The sequence below is a fragment of the Rhodanobacter geophilus genome (assembly GCF_040812275.1).
In the GTDB taxonomy this organism is placed as follows: Bacteria; Pseudomonadota; Gammaproteobacteria; order Xanthomonadales; family Rhodanobacteraceae; genus Rhodanobacter_A; species Rhodanobacter_A geophilus.
This window is the reverse complement of record NZ_JBFOHL010000009.1, coordinates 174134-188073: the sequence shown is the minus strand read 5'-3', so window position 1 is coordinate 188073 and position 13940 is coordinate 174134. Positions and strand designations below refer to the sequence as shown.

The 13940-nt window shown below is 69.4% G+C and carries 12 protein-coding genes and 1 tRNA gene; 12 read left to right on the top strand and 1 reads right to left on the bottom strand.

Annotated elements, in window-relative coordinates:
* The first annotated feature begins 6 nt into the window (after nucleotides 1-6).
* The 12 genes from ABQJ56_RS11565 (at nucleotide 7) to ABQJ56_RS11510 (ending at nucleotide 13664) form a co-directional block, all read left to right on the top strand.
* The gene (locus ABQJ56_RS11565) at nucleotides 7-480 is read left to right on the top strand and encodes an Lrp/AsnC family transcriptional regulator (RefSeq protein WP_367845162.1); all 474 of its coding nucleotides are present in this window, start codon (nucleotides 7-9) and stop codon (nucleotides 478-480) included.
* A 252-nt stretch (nucleotides 481-732) separates the two neighbouring features.
* Nucleotides 733-2733, top strand: a complete 2001-nt coding sequence (locus ABQJ56_RS11560; RefSeq protein WP_367845161.1) for a CocE/NonD family hydrolase — start codon at nucleotides 733-735, stop codon at nucleotides 2731-2733.
* Nucleotides 2734-3001: 268 nt separating this feature from the next.
* A complete protein-coding gene (locus ABQJ56_RS11555; RefSeq protein ID WP_367845160.1) occupies nucleotides 3002-3427 on the top strand; it encodes a MerR family transcriptional regulator in 426 nt (141 codons plus the stop codon).
* A gap of 431 nt (nucleotides 3428-3858) precedes the next feature.
* Nucleotides 3859-6123 carry a heavy metal translocating P-type ATPase gene (locus tag ABQJ56_RS11550; RefSeq protein ID WP_437343423.1) on the top strand — a complete coding sequence of 755 codons (2265 nt, stop codon included), beginning with the start codon at nucleotides 3859-3861 and terminating at the stop codon, nucleotides 6121-6123.
* A 100-nt stretch (nucleotides 6124-6223) separates the two neighbouring features.
* Nucleotides 6224-6358 carry a hypothetical protein gene (locus tag ABQJ56_RS11545; RefSeq protein WP_367845159.1) on the top strand — a complete coding sequence of 45 codons (135 nt, stop codon included), beginning with the start codon at nucleotides 6224-6226 and terminating at the stop codon, nucleotides 6356-6358.
* Nucleotides 6359-6518: 160 nt separating this feature from the next.
* Nucleotides 6519-7799 (top strand): bifunctional tetrahydrofolate synthase/dihydrofolate synthase, encoded by a 1281-nt coding sequence (gene folC / locus ABQJ56_RS11540; RefSeq protein ID WP_367845158.1) that lies wholly within the window; start codon nucleotides 6519-6521, stop codon nucleotides 7797-7799.
* A gap of 76 nt (nucleotides 7800-7875) precedes the next feature.
* Nucleotides 7876-8994, top strand: a complete 1119-nt coding sequence (locus ABQJ56_RS11535; protein ID WP_367845157.1) for an SPOR domain-containing protein — start codon at nucleotides 7876-7878, stop codon at nucleotides 8992-8994.
* A 25-nt stretch (nucleotides 8995-9019) separates the two neighbouring features.
* On the top strand, nucleotides 9020-9724 hold the full coding sequence (locus ABQJ56_RS11530) for a CvpA family protein (protein WP_367845156.1): 705 nt from the start codon (nucleotides 9020-9022) through the stop codon (nucleotides 9722-9724).
* A 12-nt stretch (nucleotides 9725-9736) separates the two neighbouring features.
* A complete protein-coding gene (gene purF, locus ABQJ56_RS11525; protein ID WP_367845155.1) occupies nucleotides 9737-11212 on the top strand; it encodes an amidophosphoribosyltransferase in 1476 nt (491 codons plus the stop codon).
* A 61-nt stretch (nucleotides 11213-11273) separates the two neighbouring features.
* Nucleotides 11274-12083, top strand: coding sequence for a ferritin-like domain-containing protein (locus ABQJ56_RS11520; protein ID WP_367845154.1), 810 nt, complete (start codon nucleotides 11274-11276; stop codon nucleotides 12081-12083).
* Between the two features lie 188 nt (nucleotides 12084-12271).
* Complete coding sequence (locus ABQJ56_RS11515) at nucleotides 12272-12667, top strand: carboxypeptidase-like regulatory domain-containing protein (RefSeq protein WP_367845153.1); 396 nt, start codon at nucleotides 12272-12274, stop codon at nucleotides 12665-12667.
* Between the two features lie 451 nt (nucleotides 12668-13118).
* Nucleotides 13119-13664, top strand: a complete 546-nt coding sequence (locus ABQJ56_RS11510) for a hypothetical protein (protein WP_367845152.1) — start codon at nucleotides 13119-13121, stop codon at nucleotides 13662-13664.
* A gap of 111 nt (nucleotides 13665-13775) precedes the next feature.
* On the opposite strand, the gene ABQJ56_RS11505 is transcribed toward ABQJ56_RS11510, so the two are convergent.
* Nucleotides 13776-13852 (bottom strand) — tRNA-Pro (locus ABQJ56_RS11505).
* Nucleotides 13853-13940: the final 88 nt, after the last annotated feature.

Genomic DNA, 13940 nt, shown 5'->3' with positions numbered 1-13940 from the left:
AATTTCATGCAGCATTCCGATCCGGCCCTCGACGAACGCGACCGCGCCATCCTCAAACTGCTGCAGCAGGACGGCCGACTGACCAACCTGGAGCTGGCCCAGCAGATCAACCTCTCGCCCTCGGCCTGCCTGCGCCGGGTGAAGCTGCTGGAGGAGCGCGGGCTGATCTCGCGCTACGTGATGCTGCTGGACGAAAAGGCCGTGGGCCTGCCCGGCACCGCCTTCGTGCTGGTGACGCTGGACCAGCAGGGGCGCACCGCGCTCGATGCGTTCGAGGCGGCGATCCAGCGTCATCCGGAAGTCACCGAGTGCTGCCTGCTGGCCGGCGCGGCGGACTACATGGTGCGCGTGGCCTATGCCGACGCTGCCGATTTCGAGCGCATCCACACCGACATCCTCACCCAGCTGCCCGGCGTGGTACGCGTGCAATCCACGCTGGCGCTGCGCACGGTGAAAAGGACGACGGAGTTGCCGGTGTAACCCGGTCGCCGTCGGCTTGACGCACAAGGAGCCTGACCGGCAGCGAAGCGGGTCAAGCCGGCGCGATGGTGTCCACGGGCTTGAAGACGCCGTGTCCCGGCTTTCCTCGTTCCTTGGGGCAGGGCGCAGCCACGTGCTCTCCCGGTACGCCGGGATGACGGGAAAAACCAAACCTTCCCTGTGCCCTTAGTCATGTTCCCCAAGCCTGCCGTCTGTCCGACACTCGGGGAACACTCGCAGGGGATCACGAACATGCGCCTCAAGCCGCTGGTTTCCGCCTTCGCCTGTGCGTGGGCGTCCTCGCTGCTGGTGGCGGCCCCGGTCGCCGCGCAACAGCGCCCCGATCCGCAGGCCCAGCTGATCGCCAAGCGCAACGCGATCGAGCAGGAGCTCGAGCAGGTCGCGGTGATCGATCGCAAGGTGATGGTGAAGATGCGCGACGGCAAATTGATGGCCGCCGACATCTATCGCCCGAAGGGCGCCGGCAAGGTGCCGATCATCTTTTCGCGCACGCCGTACAACTTCAATTTCTGGGACGTGAAGCTGGGCGCGCCGCGCGACATGACGCGCGCGCTCGAAGCGGTCAAGCACGGCTACGCGTACGTGGAGATGCAGGAGCGCGGCCACTTCTTCTCCGAGGGCAACTACGACATCCTCGGCATGCCGCTGAGCGACGGCAGCGATGAACTCAAGTGGATGTCCTCGCAGCCATGGTCCACCGGCAAGGTCGGCACCACCGGCTGCTCGTCGACCGCCGAATGGCAGCTGGCCGTGGTGGCGCAGAACGACCCGGCGCTGGCCACGTTCAACGTGCAGGGCTTCGGCGCCGGTATCGGCAAGGTCGGCCCGTACTACGAGCAGGGCAACTGGTATCGCGGCGGCGCGGTGCAGATGCTGTTCATCTCGTGGATCTACGACTACGGCATCCAGAACCAGACGCGACCGCTGTTCCCGCACGGCACCTCGCAGGCGGACCTGATCAACGCCTCGCACTTCTACGACCTCGCGCCGCAGATGCCGCCGGTCGACTGGAACAAGGCGTTCTGGCACCTGCCCGAGAAGGACATCATCAAGGCGGTGGGCGGCCCGCCGGGCATCTTCGAGACGCACATGCCGGTGGCCACCGGTGGCGACATGATCGCGCGCACGCCCAACGATCCGGCCTGGTACAAGGGCGGGCTGTGGAACGAAAAGCTCAAGGTCAGCAAACCGGGCCTGTGGTTCATGAGCTGGTTCGACGTTTCCGTGTCGCCCAATCTCGCCGCCTACAACGAGGTGCGCCGTACCGCGCCGAAGGCCGTCGCCGACCAGCAGTACGCGATCATCGCGCCGGTGCTGCATTGCGCGTATACGCGAGCCAGCGAGCACACCATGATCGGCGACCTCGACGTGGGCGACGCGCGCTTCGACTACAACGACCTCGTCTACGGCTGGTTCGACCACTACCTCAAGGGCGAGGACAGCCCCATGCTGGATAAGCAGCCCAGGGTGATGTACTACGTGATGGGCGCGAACCGCTGGGAGCAGGCCGACACCTGGCCGCCGGCCGGGGCGAAGACCGAGGATCTCTACTTCGCCAGCGAAGGCCAGGCCAACACGCTCTACGGCAACGGCAAGCTGGTCGAGGCGCCGCCCGCCGCGGACCACCCCGACCGCTTCGTCTACGACCCGGAAAACCCCGTGCCCACCTTCGGCGGCGGCGGTTGCTGCCAGGGCTCGGCGGTGAAATTCGGCTCCTACGACCAGCGCCCGCAGGAAACCCGCAACGACATCCTGGTCTACGACTCCAGGCCGTTCGAGCACGGCACCGAAGTCAGCGGGCCGATCACGGTGACGCTGTATGTCTCCTCGAGCGCGAAGGACACCGACTTCACCTTCAAGGTGATCGACGTCTACCCCGACGGCCGCGCGTTCAACATCACCGAGAACATCCAGCGCATGCGCTACCGCAACGGCTACGACAAGCCGCTGGCGTGGATGTCGCCCGGCCAGACCTACAAGGTCACCTTCCAGCCGATCGACACCAGCTACTACTTCAAGCCGGGACACAAGCTGCGCGTGGACGTTTCCAGCAGCAACTTCCCGCGCTTCGACCGCAACCTCAATACCGGCGGCAACAACTACGACGAGACCAAGAGCGTCATCGCCCGCAACGTGATCCACCACGACGCGCAGCATCCGTCCAGGATCACCATCACGGTGGTGCCGGACGGCAAGCCGGTCGCGGACGGGAAAACCGGCAAGAGCGGTTGAGGCGGCCGGCCCAGGCAGGGTTTCGAGGACACTTGTACCTGAGCCGCTGCGGCGCGGCCGGTTGAGCGGCCACCTTCCGGCGCCTTCCGCTTTCCATCTGTTCGATCGAGCTCGCCGCCGACGCCAGAGCATCGGCGTCGCTGGCGGTTGTGCCCGCTCCCGGAGCCGCAAGCGCACCGTCCAGCCGCCTGGTGCGCGCCAGTGGCCGTCATGGCCCGGCGTGTTTCCACTTGACTCTAGACCTTGATCAAAGGTCTAGACTTGCGCCATGAGCACGCAAGCCGCCTCCCTCACCATCGGTGCCGTCGCCAAGCGCGTCGGCGTGGCCATCGACACCATCCGCTACTACGAGCGCGAAGGGCTGCTGCCCGAGCCGTTGCGGCGCGCTTCCGGTTACCGCAGCTACGACGAGGGCACCATCGCGCAGCTGCGCTTCATCCGCCGCGCCAAGGATCTGGGCTTCACGCTGGAGGAAATTCGCGAGTTGCTGGCGCTGTCGGCGGATCGCCAGCGCGGGGTGAAGGCGGTGAAGCAGCGTGCCGAACGGCGGCTGGCGGCGATCGAGCAGCGGATCACCGAACTGCAGCGCGTGCGCGACGGGCTGGCCCAGCTGGTGGCTTCGTGCCCCGGCCACGGCAAGCCGGAGGAATGCCCGATCCTGCGTGCGCTGAGCGACGAGGAGGCGCGCTCGTGAGCGACCAGGGCAGTGGCTGCGCGTCGCCTCCCGCCGGCGTGGGCGTCGCGGTGCGCGATCCGGTGTGTGGAATGACAGTGGACCCGGCCGGCGCGCTGCATCGCAGCGTACATGCGGCTGGCGAGGCGGTTTTCTGCTGCGCCGGGTGCAAGGCGAAGTTCGAAGCCGACCCGGCACGCTACCTGGCTGGCGGGCAGGGCGCGGATGGCGGCTGCTGCGGATCGGAGACCGCACCCATGGCACTGCAGATGCAGGCATCGACGTCGTGCGGTCATCATGCGCATGCCCACGTTGCCACGCCGTCATCCCGGCGAAAGCCGGGATCCAGCGACGCTGAAAGCGGGAAGCCAGGGACACTGGATTCCAGCTTGCGCTGGAATGACGATCAAGCGGGCAAGGAATCGGGTTTGGCGAAAGACCCGGTCTGCGGCATGACGGTGGACCCGCAGGCGACTGTTCATCATGCCGGGCACGCCGACCGCGACCATCACTTCTGCTCGGCGCGTTGCCGCGAGAAGTTCATGGCCGACCCCGCGGCGTATCTCGGCGAACGCCGGTCCGCGTCGCCGGCGCCGGCCGGCGCGATCTATACCTGCCCGATGCACCCCGAGGTGCAGCAGGCCGGCCCTGGCGATTGCCCGAAGTGCGGCATGGCGCTGGAGCCGCTGATGCCGACGCCGGACGAGGACGACGGCGGCGAGCTCAGGGCGATGTCGCGGCGCTTCTGGATACTGCTGGCGCTCACGGCGCCGGTGTTCCTGCTGTCGATGGGGCCACACCTGTCCGGCCGGCACTTGCCGATGGCGTGGGACAACATCGCGGGCCGGGTCGCGGCGCTGCTGTCCACTGTGGCAGTGCTGTGGGGCGGCGCGCCGTTCTTCGCGCGCGCCTGGCGCTCGCTGAACCCCTGGTCGCCGAACATGTACACGCTGATCGCGCTGGGCACTGGCGTGGCGTGGGCGTACAGCGCGGTGGCGTTCCTGCTGCCCGGCGTCTTCCCGGCCGGCTTCCGCGACATGCACGGCCGCGTGGGTGTGTATTTCGAGTCGGCGGCGGTGATCGTGACCCTGGTGACGCTGGGCGACTTCCTCGAGCTGCGCGCGCGCCGGCGCACCGGCGCGGCGCTGAAGGCGCTGCTGGGCCTGGCACCGAAAACCGCGCGGCGCCTCGCCGCCGGCGGCAGCGAGGCCGACGTGCCATTGGATGAGGTGCAGGCGGGCGACACGCTGCGCGTGCGTCCGGGCGAGAAGGTGCCGGTGGACGGCGTGGTGCTGGAAGGTGCGAGCCACGTGGACGAATCCATGCTCACCGGCGAACCGATGCCGGTGGCCAAGGGCAAGGGCGACAGGTTGGCCGGCGGCACGCTGAATCGCGACGGCGCGCTGCTGATGCGCGCGGAGAAGGTGGGTGGTGAAACCCTGCTGGCGCAGATCGTGGCCCTGGTGGCGCAGGCGCAGCGCAGCAGGGCGCCGCTGCAGCGCGTGGCGGACAAGGTGGCCGCGTGGTTCGTGCCGGCGGTGGTCGCGGTGGCCGCGCTGGCCTTCGTGGCCTGGGCCATGCTCGGGCCCACGCCGCAGCTGGCGCATGCGCTGATCGCCGCGGTGTCGGTGCTGATCATCGCCTGTCCCTGCGCGCTGGGCCTGGCCACGCCGATCTCGATCATGGTGGCCAGCGGGCGAGGCGCGCAGCACGGCGTGCTGTTCAAGGATGCCGGCGCGATCGAGGCGCTGCAGGGCATCGACACCCTGGTGGTGGACAAGACCGGCACGCTCACCGAAGGCCGGCCCGCGCTGGTCGAACTGGTGGCGTTGCACGGCCGCCCGCGTGAACGCCTGCTGGCGCTGGCCGCCGCGCTGGAACGGCCCAGCGAGCATCCGCTGGCCCATGCCGTCGTGGGCGCCGCCGATGCCGAAGGCGTGGCCGCGTTCGCGGCGGCAGGATTCCGCGCGCTCGCCGGCCGCGGCGTGTCGGCCGCGGTGGACGGCATGACGGTGGCGCTGGGCAACGCGAAGCTGCTGCAGGAACTGGACATCGCGCTCGACGACGAGGCGCATGCGCGAGCCGAACAACTGCGCGGGCAGGGCGCCACGGTGATGCATCTCGCCGTCGATGGTGCACTTGCCGCCCTGCTGGCGGTGGCCGACCGCATCAGGCCGGAGGCGCCCCAGACCGTGGCGGCGCTCAAGGCAGCCGGCCTGCGCGTGGTGATGCTCACCGGCGACAACGCCACCACTGCGCGCGCGGTGGCGCGCCGGCTCGGCATCGACGAAGTGCATGCCGAGGTCTCGCCGGCTGACAAGGCGGCCGCCGTGAACACGCTGCGCGCCGAAGGGCGGAAAGTGGCGATGGCCGGCGACGGCGTCAACGATGCCCCCGCGCTGGCCGCCGCCGACGTGGGCATCGCGATGGGCAGCGGTAGCGACGTGGCGATGGAAAGCGCGCAGCTGACCCTGCTGAAGGGCGACCTCGGTGCGATCCTGCGCGCACGCACGCTGTCGCGCGCCACGGTGCGCAACATCCGCCAGAACCTGTTCTTCGCCTTCGTCTACAACGGCGTCGGCGTGCCGCTGGCGGCGGGCGTGCTGTATCCCGTGTGCGGCATCGTGCTGTCGCCGATGATCGCGGTACTGGCGATGTGCCTCAGTTCGGTATCGGTGGTGAGCAACGCGCTGCGCTTGCGCCGCGTGGCCTTGTGACGACTGTCATCGGCGATCGCTGACGAGCGCTTCTGCCGCGCATTCACCCATCGGCGGAACATCTCCCGCGCACCCAATCACGGGTCGAAGGAGATGCCCCATGAACACGATTGACACTGTCCGTGATGCCCTGAGCCGTCATGCGCCCTCGCTGCTGCTGGCCCTGTTCTCCAGCGCATCCATCGCGTTCGGCCTCGTCTGGTCGCTGCATGCGCTGGTCCACCCGCTGGCCTGAGGCGACACCATGCACGCCGGCAACGATCCGCGCGGCACGCTGGAGAAACCTGCGCCGCCGCCGCCGGGAATGCAGGTCGCGCTGTTCTCGGCACGCGCCCTGTGCGCCGGGGGCGGGAGGTTCTAAGCTGCGCGCCTTCCCACGCGCGCAAGCAGCCAGCATGTCCCGCACCCTCGCCGAATGGCTGAGCTACCAGGAAAACCTCCATCCGCGCAGCATCGAGCTGGGCCTGGAACGCGTGCGTGGCGTATGGCAGCGGATGGGTGCCGCGCCGCCGGCACGGCGGGTCATCACAGTGGGCGGCACCAACGGCAAGGGTTCCACCGTGGCCCTGCTGGAGGCGATGGCGCAAGGCGCGGACTTGCGCATGGGCGCGTTCACCTCGCCGCACCTGCTCGCCTACAACGAGCGCGTGCGGATAGCCGGCCGGGACGTGGACGATGCGGCACTGGTCGCCAGCTTCGAGCGCATCGAGGCGGCGCGCGGCGACACGCCGCTGACCTATTTCGAATACGGCACGCTGGCCGCGCTGGATCTGTTCGCCCGCGCGGACCTCGACCTGGCGGTGCTGGAAGTGGGCCTGGGCGGCCGGCTGGATGCGGTGAACGTCGTCGATGCCGACGTGGCGGTGATCACCACGGTGGACCTCGACCACATGGACTGGCTGGGCAACGATCGCGACAGCATCGGCCGCGAGAAGGCCGGCATCGCCCGCGCCGGGCGGCCGGCGATCGTGGGCGAGCCCGAGCCGTCGCGGGGGTTGCTCGACGCGCTGGCCGCCGCCGGTGCGCAGGTCGAGCGCGCCGGCACCGATTTCTTCGTGGAGCTGCACGCCGACGGCTGGTGCTGGCGGCATCGCGACGGCACGGCCATGGAGCTGCCGGCACCAGCACTGGCCGCGCCGGTGCAGTACGCGAATGCCGCCGCGGCGATCGCTGCGCTGCATGCGCTGTGGATCGCCGGCGGCCTGTTGGCGCCGCAGGATGCCTACGCCGCGGTCTGCCGCGGCCTGCGCCACGCGCACGTGGCGGCGCGCCTGCAATCGCTGGGCGGCGATCCGCCGCTGGTGGTGGACGTGGGCCACAACCCGCAGGCCGCGCGCGCGCTGGCCGCCTGGCTGGATGCGCAGCCGCCCGCGCGCACCCATGCGGTGTACGGCGCGCTGGCGGACAAGGACGTGGCCGGCGTGGTCGCCGCACTGGGTGCACGCATCGACCACTGGCATCTCGCCGGCCTGGACGGTGCCAGTCCGCGCGGCCTGGCGGTGGACGCGTTGGCCGGCATCCTGCGGCAGACCTTGCCGCAGTCGCGTTGCGACCGGCATGCCGACGTGGCGGGCGCGTTGGCGGCGGCGCGCGGCGCGGCGCGGCCAGGCGAACGCATCCTCGCGTTCGGCTCGTTCTTCGTGGCCGCGGCGGTGATCGCTGAACGCGACCGCTGAGGCGCGGGCGGCGGGTGGAGCGGGGCAGGTATAATCGCCGGACTGCGGGCCGTGCCGGCCGCCTCGGAGCGAACTCTTGAAAACACGTCTGCTGGGTGCCTTCGTCCTGATAGCCCTGCTCGTCATCTTCGTGCCGATGTTCTTCTCCAGCAATCCATCGCCGGCAGCGGCGGGCGACCAGGCGGTGAGCCTGGCGATCCCGCCTGCGCAGGACAGCAACCTGCAGACCCGCACCATGAGCCTGAGCCCGGGCGCACCGGCGACCGCCGGCAGCGCCGCACCCGCGGCGGGTGGTACTGCCGCGCCTGCTCCGGCCGCCAGCAGCGCCACGGCGACGCCGCCGGCACAGGGTGACCGGCTCGCCACGGTGGACATCGCCTCGCGCCGCCCCGTCGACGTGGGCACCGATGCGGCCGCGCCCAAGGCGCAGCCGGCCGGGCCGGCGATGGGCTCCGGCGCTTCGCCCTCGCAGCCGGTGATTCCGCTGCAGGGCGGCACTTCCCGCACGCCGAGAGCCGCTGCCGCGGCGGGGGCCGCGGCTGCAGGGGCGGCCGTGACGGCGGCTGCGACGCACGGTTCGTCGCCGGCCCAGGCCCCGCCCACCGCACCGGCAGCGGCATCCGCGCCGGCGGATCGTGCGCTCTACGTGCTCAACCTCAGCGCCTACGCCAATGCGAACAGCGTGGATCGCCTGGTGCGCCGCGTGCGCGCCTTCGGCTATCCGGTGCTCACCCGCGTCATCACGCAGGCGGGCAAACAGCTCACCCTGGTGACTGCCGGCCCGTTCGATTCACGCACCAGTGCCGAGGCGGCTCGCCTGAAGATCACCCAGTCGATTCCCGGCGTGCCGGCGAAACTGGTGGAGGGGCTGGGCCACGCCGATTCCAGCATCGACTCGACGCCGGTGGCGACGACCGCCGCGTCCCGCGCCGCCCCGGCGGCCGCAGCCGCGCCGCGCGCCGGCGGCTATGCCGTGCAACTGGCGGCGATGGGCAGCCAGGGTGACGCCAATGCGCTGCGCGACAAGCTGCGCGCCGGCGGCTTCGACGGCTTCGTGGACACCGTGAACGCGAACGGCAGGCAGTTGTGGCGCGTGCGCGCCGGTCCGCAGACGCAGCGCGCCGATGCCGAGCGCGTGCGCGACCAGATCAAGGCGAAGTTCGGCATCAGCGGCAACGTGGTCCGCGTCCCCTGATCGCCCTGATGACGCGGGCCTGGCCATGAACTGGATCGACCTCACCATACTCTGCGTGCTGGGCCTGTCGGTGCTGATCGGCCTGTTCCGTGGCCTGGTGTCCGAAGTGCTGGCGCTGGTGATCTGGGCCGCCGCGTTCTGGGTGGCGTGGCTGTTCGGGCCGACGGTGTCCGCGCGGCTGGGGATGATCACCACGCCCATGCTGCGGGAGGCTGCCGGCTATGCGCTGTGCTTCGTGCTGGTGCTGGTGCTGGGAGCGCTCCTGCGCTTCTTCGTGCAGCGGCTGCTGGCGAGCACCGGCCTGTCGGGCACGGATCGCCTGCTCGGCATGGTGTTCGGATTCGTGCGCGGGGCGTTGATCGTGTGCGTGCTGGTATTCCTGTGCCAGTTCACCAGCTTTGCGCGCGAGCCGATGTGGCGGCAGTCGGTGCTGCTGCCGCCGTTCCAGGACGCCACCATCTGGCTGGGCCAGCAGGTGCCGTCCAGCGTGCGCGAGCATTTCCATCCCGCGGCGATGTCGGACTCGCTGCGCGGAAAGCTCGACCCGACGGCGGTGTCGAGCGCATTGCGCGGGCGCCTGGATCCTTCCGCGGTGTCGAACGCGCTGCGCGGGAAGCTGGATCCCGCGGCCTTGCCCGATGCATTGCGCAGGCAACCGCCCGCCACCATATCAACGCCGGGCGCGGCGCCCGCGCCGGCCACCACCGCCTCCCCCTCGAATCACCCGTAGCAGGTCAGCCCCATGTGCGGAATCATCGGCATCGTCGGTACCACCGAAGTGGCATCGGCGCTTTATGACGGCTTGACGGTGCTGCAGCACCGCGGCCAGGACGCGGCCGGCATTGCCACGGTGGACGGCGCGCGGCTGCGCCTGCACAAGGGCAACGGCCTGGTGCGCGACGTCTTCAACCAGAGCGCGATGAGCCGTTTGCGCGGGCGCGTAGGCATCGGGCATTGCCGCTATCCCACCGCGGGCTCGGAAGGCGCCGAGGAAGCGCAGCCGTTCTACGTCAACTCGCCCTACGGCATCGCCATCGCGCACAACGGCAACCTGGTGAATACCGAGGCGTTGCGCAAGGAGATGTTCGAGGACGACCGGCGCCACATCAACACCGATTCGGATTCCGAGGTGCTGCTGAACGTGCTGGCGCACGAGCTGCAGATCCAGGAGCGCATGGCGCTGACGCCCGACCACATCTTCAAGGCCGTGGCCGGCGTGCACGCGCGCGCGCGCGGCGGCTACGCCTGCATCGCGCTGCTGCTGGGCTACGGCCTGCTGGCGTTCCGCGACCCCAACGGCATCCGCCCGCTGGTGCTGGGCGAGCGCGTCACCGCGGAAGGGCGCGAGTACGCGGTGGCTTCCGAGTCGGTGGCGTTCGACGTGCTCGGCTTCAAGCGCCTGCGCGACGTGGCGCCGGGCGAGGCGGTGTTCATCACCGACGACGGCCAGTTGCACACGCGGCATTGCGCGGACGGCGCGGTGCATGCGCCGTGCATCTTCGAATACGTGTACCTGGCGCGGCCCGACTCGATGATCGAGAACGTGTCGGTGTACAAGGCGCGCCTGCGCATGGGCCAGAAGCTGGCCGAGAAGATCATGCGCGAGCGCCCCGACCACGGCATCGATGCGGTGATCCCGATCCCCGACACCGCACGCACCGCCGCCAGCGCGCTGGCCGAGGCGCTGGGCGTGCCGTTCCGCGAGGGCTTCGTCAAGAACCGCTACGTGGGCCGCACCTTCATCATGCCGGGGCAGGGCGACCGCGTGAAATCGGTGCGCCGCAAGCTCAACGCGATCGACCTGGAATTCCGCAAGAAGAACGTGCTGCTGGTGGACGACTCCATCGTGCGCGGCACCACCTCGCGGCAGATCATCCAGATGGCACGCGATGCCGGCGCGAAGCAGGTCTACTTTGCTTCTGCCGCGCCGCCGGTGCGCTACCCCAACGTGTACGGCATCGACATGCCCTCGGCCACCGAACTGGTCGCCGCCGGCAAGACCGAGGCCGAGGTGCAGCAGATGCTCGGCGCCGACTGGCTGATCTACCAGGAGCTGAAAGACCTGGTGTGGGCGGTGCAGGACGGCAACGAAGCGTTGAAGCACTTCGATTCCTCCTGCTTCAACGGCGAATACGTCACCGGCCTCGACCGCCACTACCTCGAACAGATCGAGATGCTGCGATCGGACGACGCCAAGGCCGCGCGCCGCAGCGCATAACGCGTGCCCCTCTCCCTCCGGGGAGAGGCAGGGTGAGGGGCGGGTGCTCGCGAAAAACTCCATGACCGACCTGCACGCCATCGCCAAGGCCTGCCTCGACGCCAGCGATCCGGCGGAAAAGCTGCGCCTCACCCATGCCGCGTGGGCGGCCGTGCAGTCGGGCGAACTTCGTCCCGCTCCATACTCGCTGCCACCCGAACCGGTCGGCGCGCCAGGCCGCCCCGCCAAGCCGCAACTGGTCAGCGCCCGCCAGGTGCCGCAGCGCGGGCTGGGCAGCGCCGAAGGCCGCGCCGCGCTGGTGCACGCGGTGGCGCACATCGAGTTCAACGCGATCAACCTCGCCTGGGATGCGGTCTACCGCTTCCGCGGCATGCCCGACGGCTATTACCGCGACTGGGCCAGCTGCGCCCACGACGAGGCGCGTCATTTCGCGCTGCTCTCCACGCGGCTGGCCGAACTGGGCCACGTCTATGGCGACTTCGACGCGCACAACGGCCTGTGGGAAATGGCCGAGAAGACCGCGCATTCCGACACCGCGCGCATGGCCCTGGTGCCGCGCGTGCTGGAGGCGCGCGGGCTGGACGTGACGCCGGGCATGATCGAGCGCCTGCGCCATGCCGGCGACGAGCGCACCATCGCCGTGCTGGAAGTGATCCTGCGCGAGGAAGTGGCCCACGTGGCTGCCGGTACCCGCTGGTATCGCTGGTGCTGCGAACGCGATGGCGTCGACCCCTTCGCCACCTTCTTCGACCTGCTGCGCGACTACCTGGGGGTCAGCCTGCGCGGCCCGTTCAATCGTCCCGCGCGTCTGGAGGCAGGCTTCATCGAGGCCGAGCTGGAGCGGTTGGCGGCGCTGGCCGTGCCGGGCTGAGCGCGCCGGTCGAGCATCCCGCGGCGGGCCGAGCCGCTCCACTTGCGAAGCATGTCCACGTGTCGCAAGGTTGCGGAACCGCCCGAGGGTGAGCAGGGCGCCGGCATGATCCGGCAGGGCGGGGACCGGGGGCCTGCCGATCATTGCGGGCGGGCTTCCACTCACGGGATGTCCGAAGGAGGGGAAACATGAGGAAGATCGAGCACGCCAGGCGTCGCCTGCACGTGATGCGGAACGCGCGCGCGGTGTCCCGATTGGCAATGATCGCCGGGATGGCAGCCATGGGCGGCATGCTGCCACCGTCCGCCAGCGCGCAAAGCACGACGGCGCACATCTTCGGCCAGGCGCCGGCCGGCGAAACCGTGGTCGCGAAGAGCAGCGACGGCTTGCATCGTCATGTCACCGTCGATGCCAAGGGACGTTACAGCCTGCGCAACCTGCCCATGTCGGTCTATACGGTGTCGTTGCTGAAGGACGGCAAGGTCGTCGATACGCGCGCCAACATTCCGGTGACGATCGGGCTGGGTGCGGAGGTGGATTTCGCCTGCCCGAATGATCGCTGCACTGCGGCCTCAAACGGCTGAGGGAGAATGCCGCGTCGATGATGCCGGCCGGAGACGACATCTCGCGCTGCAGGCCGGAAACGACAACGGCCGCCTCATGGGCGGCCGTTGTCGTTGAAACACCAGCCGGGGAACAGCGCGACCGGTCCCGGCCAAATCCACCGTGCGGAGCATGGCGCGTCGGTGCTCAAGCAAGCACCGCTGCCCCTCGCCGAAACGGCCTGGCCGTCCCGGCCCTCGCGGGACGAAGCCCGCGACGGGTGAATACCGGATGCTCACCTTGCTGAATGGTTGCGGGCGCGTGGTTTGACAGTGGCGTCCCGGCTTACGAGGATGGGGAGGCGTCGTGTAGGCGGCGCTCCCTCCGCGACGGCCCTGGCCGCTTCATCGCCGGCACCGCGCCTCGGTCGATGCAATCCCCCAGACTGACACGCTTGCCGTCGCGCTCCCATCCCCACGAGGAGGAGACGACATGAAACTGGCCACCCCTTTCATCCTTCCGGCCATGCTGATGGCCTTCAGCGGCGTGCAGGCCCAGATGGCTCCTGCGCAGCAAGCCCCGCAGCAAACCCCTCAGCAAGAGATGCAGCAGCAACAGGAGATGCAGCAGCAGGAGATGCGCCAGCAAGAGATGCAGCAGCAAAAACCGCAGCAAGCGCCGCAGTCGACGCCGGCCTCGACCGCACAGACGACAAGTTGCGGTGGTGCGGCGAATAGGGCGATCACCGCCATGAACAAGGGTGATTTCAACGGCGCGATGCAGTCGTTCGACCCCGCGCACAAGCCGGCAAGCGACAAGCTGCAGCAGGCCTGGGGGAACCTGACGAAGCAGTACGGCAACGCCAAGTCGATCGGTGGCGCGAGCCAGGGGCAGATGACGCAGGGTTACGTCGTCGTGCTGCTCCCGCTGCAGTTCGACAAGGGGCAGCTCGGTGCCGAAGCCGCCTGCAGCGCGAACGGGCAGCTGGTGATGCTGCGTTTCGGCCTCATGCCGAATTCGGCGGCCTCGAAGTCCTGATCCCGGTTTCGTTCCAGGGCCGATCCGCGCGAGGCGCCCGGAAAACAGGAAAGCCGCCCGGGAGGGCGGCTTTCCTGTTCCTGGTATCCGTGGATTCAGGAGTCTGGATCTTGGTCGGGGAGACAGGATTTGAACCTGCGACTTCTACGTCCCGAACGTAGCGCTCTACCAGGCTGAGCTACACCCCGCGGGAGCCGCACATCTTAATGATGGCCGGGGGGCTTGGCAACAGTCCCCGCTTCCGGCGCGAGGCCGTGACGCTGACTGCGGCCGGCG

Coding starts and splice junctions, on each gene's coding strand:
- ABQJ56_RS11565 (WP_367845162.1), top strand. CDS start 7: ATGCAGCATTCCGATCCGGCCCTCGACGAACGCGACCGCGCCATCCTC.
- ABQJ56_RS11560 (WP_367845161.1), top strand. CDS start 733: ATGCGCCTCAAGCCGCTGGTTTCCGCCTTCGCCTGTGCGTGGGCGTCC.
- ABQJ56_RS11555 (WP_367845160.1), top strand. CDS start 3,002: ATGAGCACGCAAGCCGCCTCCCTCACCATCGGTGCCGTCGCCAAGCGC.
- ABQJ56_RS11550 (WP_437343423.1), top strand. CDS start 3,859: ATGACGGTGGACCCGCAGGCGACTGTTCATCATGCCGGGCACGCCGAC.
- ABQJ56_RS11545 (WP_367845159.1), top strand. CDS start 6,224: ATGAACACGATTGACACTGTCCGTGATGCCCTGAGCCGTCATGCGCCC.
- folC (WP_367845158.1), top strand. CDS start 6,519: ATGTCCCGCACCCTCGCCGAATGGCTGAGCTACCAGGAAAACCTCCAT.
- ABQJ56_RS11530 (WP_367845156.1), top strand. CDS start 9,020: ATGAACTGGATCGACCTCACCATACTCTGCGTGCTGGGCCTGTCGGTG.
- purF (WP_367845155.1), top strand. CDS start 9,737: ATGTGCGGAATCATCGGCATCGTCGGTACCACCGAAGTGGCATCGGCG.
- ABQJ56_RS11520 (WP_367845154.1), top strand. CDS start 11,274: ATGACCGACCTGCACGCCATCGCCAAGGCCTGCCTCGACGCCAGCGAT.
- ABQJ56_RS11515 (WP_367845153.1), top strand. CDS start 12,272: ATGAGGAAGATCGAGCACGCCAGGCGTCGCCTGCACGTGATGCGGAAC.
- ABQJ56_RS11510 (WP_367845152.1), top strand. CDS start 13,119: ATGAAACTGGCCACCCCTTTCATCCTTCCGGCCATGCTGATGGCCTTC.